Annotated in this window: 17 protein-coding genes; 15 read left to right on the plus strand and 2 right to left on the minus strand. The window is 63.8% G+C overall.

What is annotated here, in order from left to right; all coding sequences use genetic code 11:
• Window positions 1–44 precede the first annotated feature (44 nt).
• From MRBLMC3_RS03545 to MRBLMC3_RS03590, 10 genes are all read left to right on the plus strand, one after another.
• A complete protein-coding gene (locus tag MRBLMC3_RS03545) occupies window positions 45–959 on the plus strand; it encodes a TraB/GumN family protein (RefSeq protein WP_363825851.1) in 915 nt (304 codons plus the stop codon).
• Window position 960: 1 nt separating this feature from the next.
• Window positions 961–1845 (plus strand): TraB/GumN family protein, encoded by an 885-nt coding sequence (locus MRBLMC3_RS03550; RefSeq protein ID WP_363825854.1) that lies wholly within the window; start codon window positions 961–963, stop codon window positions 1843–1845.
• A gap of 109 nt (window positions 1846–1954) precedes the next feature.
• The gene (locus MRBLMC3_RS03555) at window positions 1955–2569 is read left to right on the plus strand and encodes a 50S ribosomal protein L25/general stress protein Ctc (protein WP_133652093.1); all 615 of its coding nucleotides are present in this window, start codon (window positions 1955–1957) and stop codon (window positions 2567–2569) included.
• Window positions 2570–2658: 89 nt separating this feature from the next.
• Complete coding sequence (pth, locus tag MRBLMC3_RS03560; RefSeq protein ID WP_363754709.1) at window positions 2659–3228, plus strand: aminoacyl-tRNA hydrolase; 570 nt, start codon at window positions 2659–2661, stop codon at window positions 3226–3228.
• Window positions 3229–3390: 162 nt separating this feature from the next.
• Window positions 3391–5019, plus strand: coding sequence for an alpha-D-glucose phosphate-specific phosphoglucomutase (locus tag MRBLMC3_RS03565; RefSeq protein WP_363825857.1), 1629 nt, complete (start codon window positions 3391–3393; stop codon window positions 5017–5019).
• A gap of 143 nt (window positions 5020–5162) precedes the next feature.
• A complete protein-coding gene (locus MRBLMC3_RS03570; protein ID WP_363735372.1) occupies window positions 5163–5840 on the plus strand; it encodes a DUF2490 domain-containing protein in 678 nt (225 codons plus the stop codon).
• An 88-nt stretch (window positions 5841–5928) separates the two neighbouring features.
• Window positions 5929–7029, plus strand: a complete 1101-nt coding sequence (gene ychF / locus MRBLMC3_RS03575; RefSeq protein WP_363734714.1) for a redox-regulated ATPase YchF — start codon at window positions 5929–5931, stop codon at window positions 7027–7029.
• Between the two features lie 6 nt (window positions 7030–7035).
• Window positions 7036–7560 carry a DNA-deoxyinosine glycosylase gene (locus MRBLMC3_RS03580; protein WP_363825859.1) on the plus strand — a complete coding sequence of 175 codons (525 nt, stop codon included), beginning with the start codon at window positions 7036–7038 and terminating at the stop codon, window positions 7558–7560.
• Window positions 7561–7605: 45 nt separating this feature from the next.
• Window positions 7606–8880: an ectonucleotide pyrophosphatase/phosphodiesterase gene (locus MRBLMC3_RS03585; RefSeq protein WP_363825862.1), complete on the plus strand. Its 1275-nt coding sequence runs from the start codon at window positions 7606–7608 to the stop codon at window positions 8878–8880.
• Between the two features lie 51 nt (window positions 8881–8931).
• Complete coding sequence (locus MRBLMC3_RS03590) at window positions 8932–9396, plus strand: MaoC family dehydratase (protein ID WP_133652099.1); 465 nt, start codon at window positions 8932–8934, stop codon at window positions 9394–9396.
• An 80-nt stretch (window positions 9397–9476) separates the two neighbouring features.
• Here the strand turns inward: MRBLMC3_RS03590 and MRBLMC3_RS03595 are convergent, their stop codons facing one another.
• Both MRBLMC3_RS03595 and mutL read right to left on the minus strand, forming a co-directional pair.
• Window positions 9477–9983, minus strand: coding sequence for a hypothetical protein (locus tag MRBLMC3_RS03595; protein ID WP_363825865.1), 507 nt, complete (start codon window positions 9981–9983; stop codon window positions 9477–9479).
• 100 nt (window positions 9984–10083) lie between these two features.
• Window positions 10084–11856, minus strand: coding sequence for a DNA mismatch repair endonuclease MutL (gene mutL / locus MRBLMC3_RS03600; RefSeq protein WP_363734704.1), 1773 nt, complete (start codon window positions 11854–11856; stop codon window positions 10084–10086).
• 157 nt (window positions 11857–12013) lie between these two features.
• On the opposite strand from mutL, the gene MRBLMC3_RS03605 reads away from it, so the two are divergent.
• Genes MRBLMC3_RS03605 through rodA form a run of 5 tightly spaced genes read left to right on the plus strand, consistent with a single transcriptional unit; the run spans window position 12014 to window position 17699 of the window.
• A complete protein-coding gene (locus tag MRBLMC3_RS03605; RefSeq protein ID WP_007685698.1) occupies window positions 12014–13060 on the plus strand; it encodes a rod shape-determining protein in 1047 nt (348 codons plus the stop codon).
• 10 nt (window positions 13061–13070) lie between these two features.
• Window positions 13071–13988 carry a rod shape-determining protein MreC gene (gene mreC / locus MRBLMC3_RS03610; protein WP_363825867.1) on the plus strand — a complete coding sequence of 306 codons (918 nt, stop codon included), beginning with the start codon at window positions 13071–13073 and terminating at the stop codon, window positions 13986–13988.
• Window positions 13985–14512 carry a rod shape-determining protein MreD gene (gene mreD, locus MRBLMC3_RS03615; protein WP_133652103.1) on the plus strand — a complete coding sequence of 176 codons (528 nt, stop codon included), beginning with the start codon at window positions 13985–13987 and terminating at the stop codon, window positions 14510–14512. Before mreC ends, mreD begins: the two co-directional genes overlap by 4 nt.
• Complete coding sequence (mrdA, locus tag MRBLMC3_RS03620; protein WP_363754713.1) at window positions 14509–16590, plus strand: penicillin-binding protein 2; 2082 nt, start codon at window positions 14509–14511, stop codon at window positions 16588–16590. Before mreD ends, mrdA begins: the two co-directional genes overlap by 4 nt.
• Window positions 16587–17699, plus strand: a complete 1113-nt coding sequence (rodA, locus tag MRBLMC3_RS03625) for a rod shape-determining protein RodA (protein ID WP_363734697.1) — start codon at window positions 16587–16589, stop codon at window positions 17697–17699. The genes mrdA and rodA overlap by 4 nt, the downstream gene beginning before the upstream one ends.
• The last annotated feature ends 64 nt before the right edge of the window (window positions 17700–17763 follow it).

Below are 17763 nucleotides of genomic sequence, written 5' to 3' on the forward strand. Positions count from 1 at the left end.
CGCATGGAAGTAAAAACCCTTCAGGAAACGGACCCGCAACTCCGATGAAATGGCTCTCTTTCCGTTGGCTGGCGCCCGCCATGATGCTGCTTGGCGGATGCGCGCTCGAACAGCCCGTCTCGGCCCGCGATGCCACGGCGCGCTCCACTTATGTGACGCCGGCCTTGTGGGAGGTGAAGGATGCCGACACAACCATCTATCTGTTCGGTACCGTTCATGTAATGAAGCCGGGCGTCGACTGGTTCAAAGGCGGCGTCAAATCCGCCTTCGATCGATCGGACGAACTGGTCCTGGAGATCGTCGAGCCGGAAGATCCCAATGGGCTGGCGTCCACCATGGCCGGTGCTGCGCTGGCGCGGGATGGCGTGAAGCTGTCGGATCGACTGGGCACCGCGGATCGCGCCAGCTATCAGGCCGCAATGAGCACGAACGGGCTTCCCTGGCAGGCGTTCGAGATGTTCAATCCCTGGATGGCCGGCATGGCCCTTTCAGTCAAACCGCTGGAAGCGCTGGGCTATAAATCTGATCTCGGTGCGGAAAAGGTACTGACGGCGGCGGCCAAAGCGTCCGGCAAGAAGGTCGGCGCGCTGGAAACGGTGGAGCAGCAACTGGGCTATTTCGCCGGCCTGCCGATGGAACAACAGGTCAAGTTCCTGACAGCCACCGTCGAGGGCCTGCCGGACATGGACCGGGAATTCGCCAGCCTTGTCGCGCACTGGCAGGGCGGGGAACCGGACAAGCTGGCCGCAGAAATGAACGAATCGCTGGAGGCGACGCCGGAACTGGCCCGCGTGCTGTTGATCCAGCGTAATGCCAATTGGGCCAAGTGGATCAGGCAGCGGCTCGATCAGCCGGGTACGGTCTTCATTGCCGTGGGCGCCGGACATCTGGCGGGCAAGGGCAGCGTGCAGGAGCAGTTGAAAGCGCTGGGAGTCGCTTCGGCGCGGGTGACGCAATAGGATGATCCGCGTTCTGGCATGCTGGCTGGGGCTGGCCGCCCTGTGCCTGTTGTCGGCATGTGGGGAAAATCCCCCTGCCCCGCCGCCAGGCGGAGGGCCTGCGCTTTGGCGGGTGGAGGGCAAAGGCATCGACGGCTGGCTGTTCGGCACCATCCATGTGCTCCCCGCGGGTGTCGAATGGCAGACGCAGCGGATCCGGGACGCCATCGGACAGGCCGACAGGCTGGTGCTGGAATCAGCCGAGATACGCGATCGGGCGCGAACCCTGGCGCAGTTCGAGAAGATGGGGCGGAGCCAGGGACTGCCACTGTTGGAGAACCGCGTTCCGGAACAGGACCGGGCCACGCTGGAGACAATCGTCAAAGATGGCGGCACCAGTACCCAGACCCTCTCGGCCTATGAAAATTGGGCGGCGGCTATGCTCCTATCGGCAGCGGCGCAGCAGTCCCTGCATGTCAGCCAGGATCATGGCGTGGAACCGGTGCTGATTGCGGCGTTCGAAGGAGCGGGCAAGCCGATAAGCGGGCTGGAGACGGTCGAGCGGCAATTCCGGGCCTTCGACACGCTCCCTGCTGATGCGCAGCAGCGACTGCTGGTCGACACGGTTCGGGAGGCGAAGGAGATGCGGCCGCTCTTCGACCGCATCCTCCATGCCTGGATCATGGGTGATGTGCCGGCGCTGGCGAAGGTCGACAGGCTGAACGAGGAACCCGATCCGGTGGTCGAACAAGCCGTGCTCGTCGATCGCAACCGCAACTGGGTGAAGTCGGTAGCCACATTAAAGGGCCGTCCCTTCATCGCCGTGGGTGCGGGGCATCTAGCAGGCAAGGACAATCTGGTCGACCTGTTGCGGACCGATGGGTACAGGGTGACGCGGGTGCAGTAGTGCCGGCCCTTGCTTTCCCACATGTTTCTGCTATTGGGCCGCGGTCCCGGCATGGTCATCCCTGGAGGCGTGGCGGGCACCTACATCAATTTGCTTTTGGAGACACGCAATGAGCGAGCAGCTTACGCTGTCGGCAGAGGCACGCGATCGGGCAGGCAAGGGAGCCTCCCGCGCTCTCCGCCGTGAGGGCCGCGTACCCGCCGTCATCTATGGTAACAATGAAGAACCGCAGTCGATCCATGTCGAGGAAAAGCTCCTCAACAAGCTGCTCGGCACCGGCCACTTCTTCAATTCGGTCGTCATGGTCGAGGTCGGCGGCAAGTCCGTCCGCACCCTGCCGAAGGACGTTGCATTCCATCCCGTGACCGACCGTCCGCTGCACGCCGACTTCCTGCGCGTTTCGGAACATGCCACCGTTCACGTCAATGTGCCGGTCATCTTCAAGAATGAAGAGGCTTCGCCGGGCCTGAAGCGGGGCGGCGTGCTCAACATCGTCGCGCATGAGATCGAACTGATCGTCGATGCGGCCGAAATTCCCGATGACGTCGTTGTCGACCTGACCGGTCTCGACGTGGGCGAATCGATCCACATCAGCGCCGTGAAGCTGCCCAAGGGCGCCAAGGCCGCGCATGACGAGACCGACTTCACCGTCGCGACCATCGTTGCGCCATCGGCTCTCAAGAGCGCCGAAGGCGACAACGAAACCCCCGCCGAAGGCGCCTGATCGCTTTACGGCCAAGCCTTTCCGGGCTGGAAATCACGGTCCCGCTCGCCTAACCGGCGGGCGGGATTTTTCTTGGGAGAAGACAGGCGATGCAGATCTGGGTGGGCCTCGGCAATCCTGGCACCCAATATGCGATGAACCGGCACAATGTCGGCTTCATGGCAATCGACCTGATCGCGGACATGCATCGGTTTTCGCCGCCGAAGAAGCAGTTCCAGGGCTGGGTGCAGGAAGGACGCATCGGATCGGAGAAGATCATCCTGCTGAAACCCGCGACCTTCATGAACGAGAGCGGGCGATCGGTAGGCGAGGCGATGCGCTTCTACAAGCTGGCGCCGCAGGATGTGACCGTCTTTCACGACGAACTCGATCTGGCGCCGATGAAGGTCAAGGTGAAGCGCGGCGGTGGCAATGCGGGACACAATGGCCTGCGCTCGACCGACGCGCATATCGGGGCGGAGTTTCGGCGCGTGCGGATCGGCATTGGCCATCCGGGTCACAAGGACCGGGTGCACGGCTATGTGCTAGGCAACTATCACAAGAGCGAAATGGATGCGCTGGCCGACATGCTGGGCGCGATCGGGGCCGAGGCGGCATGGCTGGCGCAGGGAGACGATGCGCGGTTCATGAATGAAGTCGCGCTGCGATTGGCGGATTAGGCACCGCCCTGCCCTTCCGCAGTCCCGAACCAGAGCGGCGAATGGCAGCGATGCGCGCCCGCCCGCCCTGCCCTCGCGGTAAAATGGCCGGAGTGGATTGCGGAATGTCGCACTCCCGCGCCATAGAGTAAGCCTGACTTTCCACTCTCCAAGGGGATCCGGGTGATACAGACCATCGCGACGAAGCCTTTCAGCGATCAGAAGCCGGGCACATCCGGCCTGCGCAAGAAAGTGCGGATTTTCCAGCAGCCTCATTATGCGGAAAATTTCGTCCAGTCGGTGTTCGATAGCCTGGAAGGTTTCGAAGGCCACGCTCTGGTCGTCGGCGGCGATGGCCGCTACCTCAATCGAGAGGTCATCCAGATCGTCCTGAAGATGGCTGCGGCCAACGGGTTCGGCCGGGTGCTGGTGGGACGCGGCGGCATCCTTTCGACCCCGGCGGCGTCGCATCTGATCCGCTCGTCGGGCGCTTTTGGCGGATTGGTGCTGTCGGCCAGCCATAATCCCGGCGGGCCGGACGAGGATTTCGGGATCAAATATAATGTCTCGAACGGCGGCCCGGCGCCTGAAAAGGTGACCGACGCCATTCATGCCCGAACGCTTGCCATAGACAGCTATCGGATATGGGAGGCGGACGATGTCGACATCGATACGTTGGGCATCGCCACCCTGGGCGGCATGACGGTCGAGGTGGTCGATCCGGTCGCCAGCTATGCCGATCTGATGGAAAAGCTGTTCGACTTTGGCGCGATCCGGGCAATGATTGCGGAAGGCTTCACCCTCTCCTTCGACTCGATGAGCGCGGTGACGGGCCCCTATGCGGTGGAGATTTTCGAGAAGCGGCTCGGCGCGCCAGCGGGCACGGTGCGCAACGCAACCCCCCTTCCCGACTTCGGCCATCATCATCCCGATCCCAATCTGGTTCACGCCAGGGAATTGTACGACCGGATGATGGGGCCGGACGCACCGGATTTCGGCGCGGCTTCGGATGGTGACGGCGACCGCAACCTGATCATCGGGCGACATTGCTACGTCACGCCTTCGGATTCGCTCGCCGTGCTGGCGGCCAATGCGCATCTGGCACCCGGCTATGCGACGGGCCTCAAGGGCATTGCACGGTCCATGCCGACCAGCGGCGCGGCCGATCGCGTCGCGGAAAAGCTGGGTATCCCGCTCTATGAGACGCCGACTGGGTGGAAATTTTTCGGCAATCTGCTGGATGCCGGCATGGCCACCATCTGCGGCGAGGAAAGCGCCGGCACCGGCTCCGATCATGTGCGTGAGAAGGACGGCATCTGGGCGGTGCTGCTGTGGCTCAACATCCTGGCCGCCCGGCGACAGAGCGTCGCCCAGATCATGGCGGAGCATTGGGCCGCCTTTGGCCGCAACTATTATGCGCGACATGATTATGAAGCGATCGCGAAGGACAGGGCCGACGCGCTGATGGTGGCGCTGCGGGACGGGCTGGGAACGCTGCCGGGCACGACGAACAGCGGCGGCACGGTGATGAGCGCCGACGACTTTGCCTATAGCGATCCTACCGACCAGTCCGTCAGCCGCAACCAGGGCGTGCGCGTCCTGTTCGACGATGGCTCGCGGGTGGTGTTCCGCCTGTCCGGAACGGGGACCGAGGGCGCCACCCTGCGCGTCTATATAGAACGCTTTGTGGGCAAGGACGGCGATCTGGCGCTGGAGACGGGCGAAGCGCTCGCGCCGCTGGTGAAGGCAGCACAGGAGGTTGCCGATATATCGGGCTTCACCGGCATGGAGCGGCCGAGCGTCATTACCTGAGGCCAGCCGCCAAAGCTTACCTTCTGGAAATCACGGAGAAATAATGGGCCATTAGAGCGCGGGCAATGACCGGCGCTCTTCGTGTCCCTGCCTTTGCGGGAATATCCACCAGGAGCGGCATGTTTCCTTTTTTCGAGGATTTGATGCGGCGCCTGCTCCCTTCTCTCTTCTCGGCCCTGTTCGCCACCGCCATGCCCGCCAACGCCCGGACCGTTCAGGATGAGCAGTTCTGGCTGAACCTCACCGCCATGGGGCCGATATCCGGGAAACTCGTCTATTTTGCGGAGATTCAGCCGCGCATCGGGGACGGCATATCGCGGGCCGATCAGACCCTCCTGCGCGGCGCCCTGGGCTGGAAGCTCTCGTCCAGCGTCACCGTTTATCAGGGCTATGCCCATGTCGTGCTGCCGGTAAGGGACGGTCGTGACGTGAATGAGGAGCGCAGCTTCCAGCAGGCCAATTGGGCGATCGGCAAGCCCTGGGGCGGGGAACTTTCATCACGCACGCGGCTGGAACAGCGCTGGCGCTCCGACGGCGGAGACATGGGGTGGCGCCTGCGGGAGATGCTGCGTTACGAAAAGCCGCTGGGCAGGACGGCTGTCAACGCGCTCATCTATGGCGAGGGCTTTGTGGCGCTCAACAGCACGGACTGGGGCGCTAAGGGCGGGTTCGACCAGTTGCGCAGCTTTGCCGGGGCCGAGATTGGACTGGGCGGCGCATCGACGGCGGAGATCGGCTATCTCAACCAGTTGATCGACCAGCGAGGCGGCAACCGGCGCATCAATCACGTCGCGTCCGTCACGCTGTTCTTCCGCCGCTGACATCGTCACAGGCTCTGCACGCGCTCTGGCCAAGCCGCGGCGAAAGCGCTATCGGCGCGGCCATCGGTTTTGACGTGAAGGCATTATCATGGGTTTTCGTTGCGGTATCGTCGGGCTTCCCAATGTGGGCAAGTCCACCCTCTTCAATGCGCTGACGGAGACGCAGGCTGCGCAGGCCGCGAACTATCCCTTCTGCACGATCGAGCCCAATGTCGGTCAGGTCGCGGTACCCGACCAGCGCCTGCAGACCATCGCGAAGATCGGCGGTTCGGCCAAGATCATCGAGACGCAGCTCGCCTTCGTCGATATTGCCGGTCTGGTGCGCGGTGCGTCCAAGGGCGAAGGGCTGGGCAACCAGTTCCTGGCCAATATCCGCGAGGTCGACGCCATCGTCCATGTGCTGCGCTGCTTCGAGGATGACGACATCACCCATGTCGAGGGGAAGGTCGATCCGATCGCCGATGCCGATACGGTCGAGACCGAGTTGATGCTGTCTGATCTGGAGAGCCTGGAGAAGCGCGTCCCCAATTTCGCCAAGAAGGCTGCGCAGGGCGACAAGGAGGCAAAGGCGGCGGCTTCCGTGCTGGGCAAGGCGCTGGACCTGCTGCGGGACGGCAAGCCGGCGCGGCTGACCCAGCCGGCCGACGATGAGGAGGAGCGCATCTTTCGCCAGGCGCAACTGTTGACCGCCAAGCCCGTCCTCTATGTCTGCAATGTCGAGGAGGAGAGCGCGGCCGCAGGCAATGCCCATTCGGCGCGGGTGTTCGAGAAGGCTGCCGCCGAAGGCGCGAAGGCGGTGATCGTATCGGCCGCGATCGAAGCGGAACTCATCACCATGCCGGTGGAGGAGCGCGCTGAATATCTGGAAGCCCTGGGGCTGGAGGAAGCGGGCCTGGCGCGCATCATCCGCGCGGGTTACGAACTGCTGGGCCTCATCACCTTCTTCACCGTGGGCCCCAAGGAGGCACGCGCCTGGACTGTGGCCAAGGGATCGAAAGCGCCCCAGGCGGCCGGCGCGATCCATACCGATTTCGAAAAGGGATTCATCCGCGCCGAAACCATGGCCTATGCGGACTATGTCCAGTTCAACGGGGAGGCCGGGGCAAAGGAAGCGGGCAAGTGGCGCTCCGAAGGCAAGGAATATGTGACGCAGGATGGCGACATCATGCTGTTCCGCTTCAATGTCTGACGACTGATGCTGCGGCCGGGACAAATGCCCGCCAGGCGCAAGGCGGCCTTTCCGCCCAGCGTCGATGAAAGCACGCGGCTGCTGATACTGGGAAGCCTGCCGGGCGATGCTTCGATCAGGCAGGGCGAATATTATGCTCATCGTGGCAATGCCTTCTGGGCGCTGATGGGCGACGTATTGGGCGAGGATCTGCGCGGCCAGCCCTACGCCATGCGGCTGAAACGATTGAAGGCCCGGCGCGTGGGCCTGTGGGACGTGATCGAGAGCGCCGACCGGGAGGGAAGCCTGGACAGCGCGATCCGGGGCGCGGAACTGCGTGACCTGGCCGCTTTCATCGACAGGCTTCCAGCACTGGAGGCGGTGGCGTTCAACGGCAGGACGGCGGCCCTGCACGGGCGACGGCAGATCGGGATGCGGCCGGGGTTGGCGCTGATCGACCTTCCCTCCTCCAGCGGCGCCTTTGCCAGCATGTCGCGGGAAGCGAAGCGGAGCGCATGGATGGCGATGGCGCCGCATATTGGGGACGCATAGGGCGCTCGTCACTTTACCGTCATGGTCCGTCTGGTAAGGCGGGACATGTTTTCACGCCGTTCTTCGCTCGCCAGCCTCCTCATCCTCTCAACGCTGGCCGGCTGCACGCCGGCTCGCGAACGGCCGGTATCCGCTGCCGCGCAGGTCGAGCGACGGGAGCCAGTGACGATATTGGTGTCGATTGACGGCTTCAGGCCCGATTATCTGAAGCGGGGCGTGACGCCGCATCTATCGGCTCTCGCGGCCGCCGGGGTCTCGGCAGCCATGCGGCCTTCCTTTCCGACCAAGACCTTTCCGAACCATTGGGCCATCGTGACCGGGGACCGGCCCGACCGCAGCGGCATCGTCGCCAACAAGATGGAGGATACCTCGCGTCCCGGTGAAACCTTCACGATGGCGACGGACGATCCCTTCTGGTGGAACGAAGCCGAACCGATCTGGGTCACGGCCGAAAAGGCCGGCGTTCGGACAGGGACACTGTTCTGGCCTGGTTCCAATGTAGCATGGGGCGGGACCGAAGCGACGGAATGGCCGCACAAGATCAGCGGCGGCACACGGCCCAGCGACTGGGCGCAATTCAACCAGGCCATTTCCGGGACGCAGCGGGTGAATGGCGTTCTGGACCTGTTGCGGCGTCCCGCTGCGATCCGGCCACGCTTCCTCACGCTCTATTTCGACGCAGTAGATACTGCCGGGCACGCGGCTGGGCCAGATGCGGCGGAGACGACGCAGGCGGTGGCGGAGGTCGATGGCGAGATCGGCCAATTGGTGAACGGGTTGAGGACGCTGGGACAATCAGCCAATCTTCTCATCCTTTCCGATCATGGCATGGCGCAGAAATCGAGCAAAAGGGTCGTCGCGTTGGACAAGATTGCGAACCCGGCGGACTATCGCATCGTGGAAAGCGGACCTTATGCCAGCCTCAGCGCGCAACCGGGTCATGAAGCAGCGCTGGAGGCTGCACTGCTGAAGCCACAGCCGCATATGCAATGCTGGCGCAAGGGCGCGATGCCGACGCGCTTCCACTATGGAACGCATCGGCGCATTCCGCCCTATTTCTGCCTCGCCGAAACCGGCTGGACCATACAGCAAGCTGCGCCGGCCAAGCCTTTCATCGGCGGGGATCATGGTTGGGACGACCGGGCACCGGAGATGCAAGCGCTGTTCATCGCCAGCGGGCCCGCCTTCGACACGGCGTTCAGGATGCCCGCCGACTTCACCAATGTCGATGTCTACCCGGTCCTGGCACGCCTGCTGGGCATCACAGCACGTCCGAGTGACGGGGATCAGGCGGTCTTGGCCGGACTCGTCAAGAATTGACGTTTTCGTAAACGGAAACTATCTGTACACCCGTTGCGGAAGGAAACGGGTATGAGTGAGATCGTCTATTTCGAAGATGTGAAGCTGGGCGACCGAAACGAGTTCGGGCCGGTCACCATCAGCCGGGAGGAGATCATTGCCTTCGCGCGCGAATTCGATCCCCAGCCCTTTCACCTGTCCGATGAAGCTGCGGCAGCAACCCACTTCGGCAGCCTCGCCTCCAGCGGCTGGCATACGACGGCCCTGTCGATGAAGATGATGGTGGCGATGTGGCAGCGCAATCCCGGCGTTCAGGCGGCCAGTCTGGGCGCGCTGGGCGTGGACGAGTTGCGCTGGTTACAGCCGGTTCGGCCAGGCGATACGCTGCGCGGCGTTTCGGAGGTGATCGATCTCAAGGCTTCGCGCAGCAGGCCGGAAATGGGAATAGTGAAGACCCACATCACCCTGTTCAACCAGCGCGACGAACCGGTTCTGTCGATGAAGCCCATTGCCATGTTCCGGACGCGATCGGCCTGATTCCGAATGATTGCCGCCGGGTCTGGATTGCCCGGCTCTCCCCACCCGCAGGTTTCGGATCGGCAGGAAACATCTTTTACCTAGCGCGGTTGGTTGGCGCGGGAGTCGGCGGCCATGATGCGGATAGAGGATGCCATCGCGCCGCTTAGCTGGATGATATGCAGGCCAGGCGGAAGGTCGAACCATACGATCTTGCGGATACCGGAACAGTCCGGACCATGGCCGTGGCCGACGGATGCGCGCACGGTCGTTCCGGTTGCGACATCCACCCATCCGGCGGTGGACAGGGCCACACCGATACGCGCGGCGTCCTTGACCGCCAGTGTAAACAGGCCGCCATAGCTTTTCGCAGCGGACTTGCCGGATCGAACGGCGAACTGAACCTGCGCGCCGGGGCGGAGCGTTGCAGTCACCGGCTTGCCGAGGATGATGCGCGGCGCTGTGGAAACCGTGGCTCCGGCCATGACGTCGCCGCTTTGCGGCCAGCTTGTCCATGGCTCGGCCAGGGGCAGCGGGTTGGCGCAGGTGCCTGGGGCAGCCTGCGCACTCAGAGGCAGGACCGTCAGGAGTAGGAGGAGTCGCTTCATTTCCGTTGTCCCTGGCCAAGCAATGCTTGAAACTTGCCTCAACCGGCGGCGGGCGCAAGGGGCGAGTGCCAGGGCAAGTCCTTCTGGAAGAATATCGGCACTATTTCCTGCCGAAGAGCTTTTCTATGTCGCCATGGCCGAGTTTCACCCAGGTCGGGCGGCCGTGATTGCATTGGCCGCTGCGTGGGGTGATCTCCATCTCGCGCAGCAGAGCGTTCATTTCGGTCACGCTCAGCATGCGGCCGGCGCGCACGGAGCCGTGACAGGCCATGGTTGCAGCGACCAGATCCAGCCGTTCCTTCAGGGCAAGGGCGCTGTCATAGGCAGCCAGATCATCGGCTAGATCAGACACCAGACCCTGCACATCCCCCTGCCCCAACATGGCAGGCGTGGCGCGGACCAGAATGGCCGCGGGACCGAACCGCTCCAACTCCAGCCCGAATTCCTTGAGCTCCTCGATCCGCGCCTCCAGCCGGTCGCATGCCGGCTCGTCCAGTTCGACCACTTCGGGCAGCAGCAGCGCCTGCGCGGCGACGCCCTGCCCCTCCATGGCGCGGCGCATCCGCTCCAGCGTGAGCCTTTCGTGCGCGGCATGCTGGTCAACGATGACGAGGCCATCTTCCGCCTCCGCGACGATATAGGTGCGGGCAACCTGTCCACGAGCAACGCCAAGGGGAAAGCTCGCGCTTTCCGGCGCTGGCGCGGCGGCGGGTTCCGCACGTGCCTGGGGCGGCGGCGTCAGGAAAGTGGGGCGACGTTCCGCCACCGAATAGGTCGGCGTGGTCGTGCCGACCGCCTCGAAGATCGGCATCGCGCCGATGGGTGTGGGCGAGATCGGCTCCGGCTTCCACGCGGAGAGGGCCGCCGGGTCGGCATGCTGGACGGCGCGAAAGCCCTCCGCATCCAGTGCCCTGCGCAATCCGGACACGATCATACCCCGGATCAGCGCCGGGTCGCGAAAGCGCACTTCGGTTTTGGCGGGATGAACGTTGACGTCCACTTCAAGCGGCGGGACATCCAGGAAAAGCGCGACGACAGGATGCCGGTCCCGCGCCAGCATATCGGCATAGGCACCCCTGACCGCCCCGACGAGCAGCCGGTCGCGCACCGGACGGCCATTCACGAACAGGAACTGATGATCGCCCACCCCGCGATTATAGGTCGGCAGCGAGGCCACGCCGGACAGGCGCACCCCCTCCCTTTCCAGCGAGACGATGACATGATTGTCGGCCAGCGCCCGGTCGGTGAGTGCGGCAACGCGATCCTCCCGCGCCTCGCCCCCCTGCACGCCCAGCACGCGCCGTCCGTCATGCTCCATGCTGAAGGCGACAGACGGATGCGCCATGGCAAGGCGGCGAACGACGTCGAGGCATGCGGCATATTCCGCCTTGGCCGAACGCAGGAACTTGCGGCGAGCGGGAACGCGGGCGAAAAGCTGCTCGACCGTGACGCGCGTGCCTGGAGGCAGCGCGGCAGGCCCTTCGTTCACAACAGCGCCATTGTCGACGGTGCGGTTCCAACCGTCCTGCCCCTGCGGACGGCTGTCGATGGAGAGACGGGCGACACTGGCGATGGAAGGCAAGGCTTCGCCCCGGAAACCGAGCGTCGCGACATTCTCGATCGCGTCGTCGGGCAATTTCGACGTCGCATGGCGCTCCAGCGCCAGCGCGATTTCGTCGGGAGCCATGCCGCAGCCGTCATCGCTTACCTCTATCCGGTCGAGCCCGCCGCTGGAGATGCGAATGGCGATCCGGCGCGATCCCGCATCCAACGCATTTTCCACGATTTCCTTGAGCGCGCTGGCAGGCCTTTCGACCACTTCGCCCGCGGCGATGCGATTGACCAGATGTTCGGGCAGACGGCGTATTGACATTGATTAGTGACTAGCCCAAGCGAGCGCTTTCCGCGAGACGCAAGCCCCATAAATTTTGGTCAACCAAAATCGACTGCAGGGCATGTGAATTGCGGGGCGAACTTTCCGACTGTCCCGGTTCGCTTCGCCGGGGCATGCGGGCTGCACAGGAACAGGCATGTCGATCTTCTCGCGTCTCTTCAAACTTTCCTCTCAGGACATGGCCATCGATCTCGGCACGGCGAACACCGTGGTCTATGTGCGGGGGCGCGGCATCGTGCTCAATGAACCCTCGGTCGTGGCGGTAGAGACGCTGAACGGCGTGAAGCGGGTGAAGGCCGTCGGTGACGACGCCAAGCTGATGATGGGCAAGACACCCGATTCGATCGAAGCGATCCGCCCCCTGCGGGACGGCGTGATCGCGGACATCGACGTGGCCGAGCAGATGATCAAGCATTTCATCACCAAGGTGCATGGCGGCAAGTCGCGGCCGTGGCGCTTCCCCGAGATCGTGATCTGCGTGCCGTCGGGATCGACCAGCGTCGAGCGCCGCGCGATTCGCGACGCGGCGAGCAATGCCGGCGCCAGCCAGGTGTTCCTGATCGAGGAACCTATGGCCGCCGCCATCGGTGCCGACATGCCCGTGACGGAACCCATTGGTTCGATGGTGGTCGACATTGGCGGCGGCACGACGGAAGTCGCCGTACTTTCTCTGCGCGGCCTGGCCTATACCACCTCCGTTCGCGTGGGCGGCGACAAGATGGACGAAGCGATCGTTTCCTTCGTTCGCCGCCACCATAATCTGCTCATCGGCGAGGCGACAGCCGAGCGGATCAAGAAGCAGTTCGGCGTCGCGCAACCACCCGAAGACGGTGTTGGCGAGACGATCCATATCAAGGGCCGTGACCTGGTGAACGGCGTGCCCAAGGAAATCTCGATCAATCAGGGACAGATCGCGGACGCGCTGGCCGAACCGATCAGCACCATCGTCGAAGGCGTCCGCATTGCGCTGGAAAATACCGCGCCGGAACTGGCTGCGGATATCGTCGACCAGGGCATCGTCCTGACCGGCGGGGGCGCGCTGCTCAAGGGGCTCGACGATGAACTGCGTGACGAAACCGGCCTGCCGGTCACTATCGCTGAAGATCCGCTGACCTGCGTCGCCATCGGCACTGGCCGGGCGATGGAGGACCCGATCTTCCGGGGCGTTCTCCAGACCGCTTGAAGGGGGCAGCATGGCGCGGCCACCCAGCCGACGCCCCGGGCATAACCGGAAGGCGCAATATAGCCTCTTCGCCTCCTATGTCGTGGCGATGACGGGCGCCGCCGTCGGCCTGCTTCTGGTGGTTGTCGCCATTTTCGATCCGACGGGCTTCGCCGCGATCCGCATCGCGACGGCGGAGGTCACTCGTCCGGCGTCGGTCACGCTCAAGAATATGGTGAGCGGCGTTTCATCAGTCGACGAGGTGCTGGCCAGCTACTGGCACGCGGGTTCCCAGAATGTGGCGCTGCGCCGGCAGGTCGAGAACGATCGCAACCGCATCATAGAAGCAAAGGCGGTGGCGCAGGAAAATCTGCGCCTGAAAAAGCTGCTGAAGCTGGTCGAGGATGATGGCAGCGAATTGCTGACGGCGCGGCTGATCGCCTCTTCCTCCACCAGCACGCGGCGGCTGGCGCGGCTCAACGCCGGACGCTGGCAGGGTGTTCGACCGGGAATGCCGGTGCGCGCGCCGGAGGGGCTGATCGGACGCATCCACACCACCACGCCCAATACGGCCGAAGTGTTGCTGCTGACGGATACAAGCAACATCGTGCCGGTGCGGCGGGCCAATGACAGCGTGCCCGCCATCTCGACGGGACTGGGCGACGGCACTTTGGAGATTCGCGCGCTGGCTGCGGGGCGTAACCCATTCAAGCCAGGTGACCTGCTTGTGACATCCGGGGTGGGCGGAGTTTATCAGCCCAACATTCCCGTGGCGGTAATCGTCCGCATCGCGGGGGAGATCGCTTATGGCGTGCCGCTCGCCAACCCGTCCAAGGTCGACGCGGTGGTGGTGGAGCGCTCCTTCGAGGAAGCCGTCACCCGGCCGGAGGGCGGTGCTACGACTGCTCCAGTCGTGCCGGAGGCCACGCAGAACGCAGCCGCCCCATGATCGATCCCCATTTGCAGCATGTGCCGCGCCTTGGCCGTCATCCCTCGCGCTTTCGGCTGGCGGGGACTCCGGTGATCACGGTCATGCTGGGATCGCTGGCGACGGCTTTGCCGGTGATCGCGCAATCGCCCGTCATGCCTCCTTTCGGTCTGCTGCTGCTGCTTTCCTGGCGGTTGTTGCGCCCCGAATTGTGGCGCACCTGGATCGGCGTCCCGCTCGGCCTGTTCGACGATATCGCCAGCGGCCAACCCATCGGTTCGGCCATGTGCCTGTGGACCATAATGCTGATTGGCATCGACGCCATCGAACATCGCATGGTCTGGCGCAGCTATCGGCAGGACTGGTTAATCGCGGCCATCGCCATTATCTTCTGCATCGCCGGCGGCGTCTTCTTCGCGCGGATCACCGGCGGAGGAGACATCAAACTGCTGCTGGTCGCACCGCAAATGGTCTGGACTGTCCTGCTCTTTCCCTTCGTCGTTCGGCAATGCGCCCGGATCGACCGCTGGCGCGTGATGGCATGAAGCTGCCTTTTCTCAAGAAGAAGACCGTTACCGAAGCCTCCCTGTCCTTCACCTTCACGCGCCGGGCGATGGTGGTGGGCGGTTTGCAGGGGGCGATCGGCGCGCTGCTTGTGGGACGGATGGGCTGGATAAGCGTTGCGGAGAATGAGAAATACAACCTCCTTTCGGAAAGCAACCGCGTCAACCTGACGCTGATCCCTCCCCGGCGCGGGTGGATCATCGATCGCAATGGACGCCCCCTCGCCAATAACCGCACCGACTTTCGCGTCGACCTGATCCCGGAACGGGTGACAGATGCGGAGAATACGATCCGCAGCCTGGCCCATCTGCTGGCGCTGGGCGATGATGAGGTTGAGCGGATCAAGGAGGAACTCGACAAATCGGCGGGGTTTCGCCCGGTCCAGGTGGCGGAAAAGCTGAGCTACGACCAATTCGCGGCGGTCAGCGTTCGGCTGCCCGACCTGCCCGGCGTGTCGCCAAGCCAGGGCTTTTCCCGCAATTATCCGGCGGGCGCGACCGTGGGGCATCTGCTCGGCTATGTCGGCGCGGCGTCGGCCAAGGAATATGAAGAGCGCAAGAACCCACTGTTGATCACGCCGGGCTTCAAGGTCGGCAAGGACGGGCTGGAGCGCGCATTCGATAGCGAATTGACGGGCAAGCCGGGCGCCAAGCGCGTAGAAGTAACGGCGCGGGGCAAGATCGTGCGGGAACTCACCACCCGGCCCGACACGCCCGGCAATGCGATCAAGCTCACCATAGACGCGGGCCTTCAGGAATATGCCGGGCGCCGGCTGGCGACGCAAAGCGGTTCCGTGGTGGTGATCGACTGCCACAATGGCGACGTGCTGGCGATGGCGTCGATGCCAAGCTTCGATCCGAACAGCTTTTCGGACGGCATCAGCCATCTGGAATGGGACATGCTGTCAAAGGATGACCATGTCCCGCTCCGCAACAAGACGCTGCAGGGGCTTTACCCGCCAGGATCGACGGTCAAGCCGATGGTGGCGCTCGCGTTGCTGGAGGCGGGGATTTCACCCATGGACACAGTGAACTGCCCCGGTGCGATCCGGGTCGGCAACACGCTGTTCCACTGCCATAAGCGTCGCGGGCACGGTTCGCTCAACATGCGCGGGGCGATCGCGCAAAGCTGCGATATCTATTTCTACCAGATGGCGCAGCGGATCGGCATGGACCGGATCGCCAGCATGGCGCGGCGCGTCGGCATGGGGCAGAAGTTCGACCTTCCCTTCCCCAGCCAGAGTTTCGGCACGGTCCCCGATCCGGCGTGGAAGCTCAAAAAATATAATCAGAAATGGCAGGTGTACGACACGGTCAACGCCACCATCGGTCAGGGCTACATGCTCATCAATCCGTTGCAGATGGCGGTGATGGCCGCGCGATTGGCGACGGGCCGGCAATTGATGCCCAACTTCATCTTCGGCGCGCACCGACCCGCGCCAGCCCCTGTGGGCGTGAATGAGGAACATCTGGTGACCATCCGCGACGCGATGAGCGCGGTGGTGAACGGCGGCGGAACGGGCGGCGCGGCCCGCATCCCCCTGCCCGGCGTGATGATGGCAGGCAAGACCGGAACGGCGCAGGTCCGCCGCATCACCATGGCTGAACGCGGCGGCGGCGTGCGCAGCAACGCCTCGCTGCCCTTCAAGCTGCGCGACCACGCGCTGTTCCAGGGCTTCGCTCCGTTCGACAATCCACGCTATGCCATCGCCTGCATCATCGAGCATGGCGGACACATCAACCGGATCGAGGACGCGCCCATGATCGCGGCGGACACCATGACCTTCCTCTTTGACCCCGCAAAGGCGATGGAGAAGCTGGAAACCATAGAGAAGGATTGGGGCGGTCCGCCGGCCGAACGGATGGCCCGGCAGATGGCGGCCTACAAGCTGGCGAAAGCGATCGAGAAGGGGCAGCCCCCCCCCGCCGAAGCAGCCAATGCAATGAACGCAGCCGAGGGCAACGGTGCGGCAACTGCGTCTCCCCGCCCCCCGGCTTCAACGGCGGCGCCGGCAGCCGACGCGGATGACGTTCCTCCTCCGGCAGACAGCGCGCCATGAGCATCGTACCTGAGCCCCTGACCCAATTCCCGTGGCGAGTGCTGGGCATATTGCTCGCGATCGCCGGCTTTGGGACATTGGTGCTCTACAGCGCCGCCGGCGGCAGCATCACCCCTTGGGCGATCAATCAGGGTGTTCGTTTCGTCATCTTTTCAGGCATGGCGCTGGTGTTGAGCCGGATATCCATGGAAACCTTCGCCCGCCTTGCCTTTCCCGCCTATGGCACCGTTCTGGTCTTCCTGTTCCTCGTCGAACTGATCGGAGGAGTCGCGGGGGGAAGCCAGAGATGGATCAACCTGGGCTTCATGCAACTCCAGCCCTCCGAATTCATGAAGCCGATCATCGTGCTGGCGGTCGCGCGTTTCTATGCGCTGCTTCCAGTGGGCGAGATAAGGCGCTGGAATGCCATCTGGCCCGCGCTGGTGTTGATCGGCCTGCCCTGGTCGCTGGTGCTGATTCAACCCGACCTCGGCACCGCGACCATGATCGCCGCGGGCGGGGTCACCGTGATGTTCCTTGCAGGATTGCCTCTGCGCCTTTTCGTGGGATCGGGACTGACGCTGGCCGCCGTCGTGCCCATAGCCTTCAGTTTCCTGCACGATTACCAGAAGAACCGCGTCCTCATCTTTCTTGACCCCGAAAGCGATCCGCTGGGTGCAGGCTATCATATCAGCCAGTCGAAGATCGCCATCGGGTCGGGCGGGATATTCGGCAAGGGCTTCCTGAAAGGTACGCAAAGCCATCTGGACTATCTGCCCGAAGGGCACACCGATTTCGTCTTCGCCACCATGGCGGAGGAATGGGGAATGCTGGGCGGGGTGCTGCTCATAGGCGCGTTCATGCTGCTGTTCCGCTGGGGCATAGGCGTGTCGCTGCGCGCGCAGGACCGATATGCGCGGCTGGTGGCGGCCGGGCTGACCACGACGATCTTCTTCTACGTTGCGATCAACCTGATGATGGTGATGGGCCTGGCGCCGGTGGTGGGCATTCCCCTGCCGTTCATGTCCTATGGCGGGTCATCGATGCTGACAGTCATGCTGTGCGTCGGCATCATCATGGCGATCGACCGGTCGGGTAAGCGCCCTCATCGTCCGGGAAGCTGGAGCTGAAAGCCAGCGCTCCCGCAAAAATATGCCGAAGGACACGATTTCCTGTTTGCAAAGTCCCATGCGG

This window comes from Sphingobium sp. LMC3-1-1.1, assembly GCF_040676285.1.
Taxonomy (GTDB): Bacteria; Pseudomonadota; Alphaproteobacteria; order Sphingomonadales; family Sphingomonadaceae; genus Sphingobium.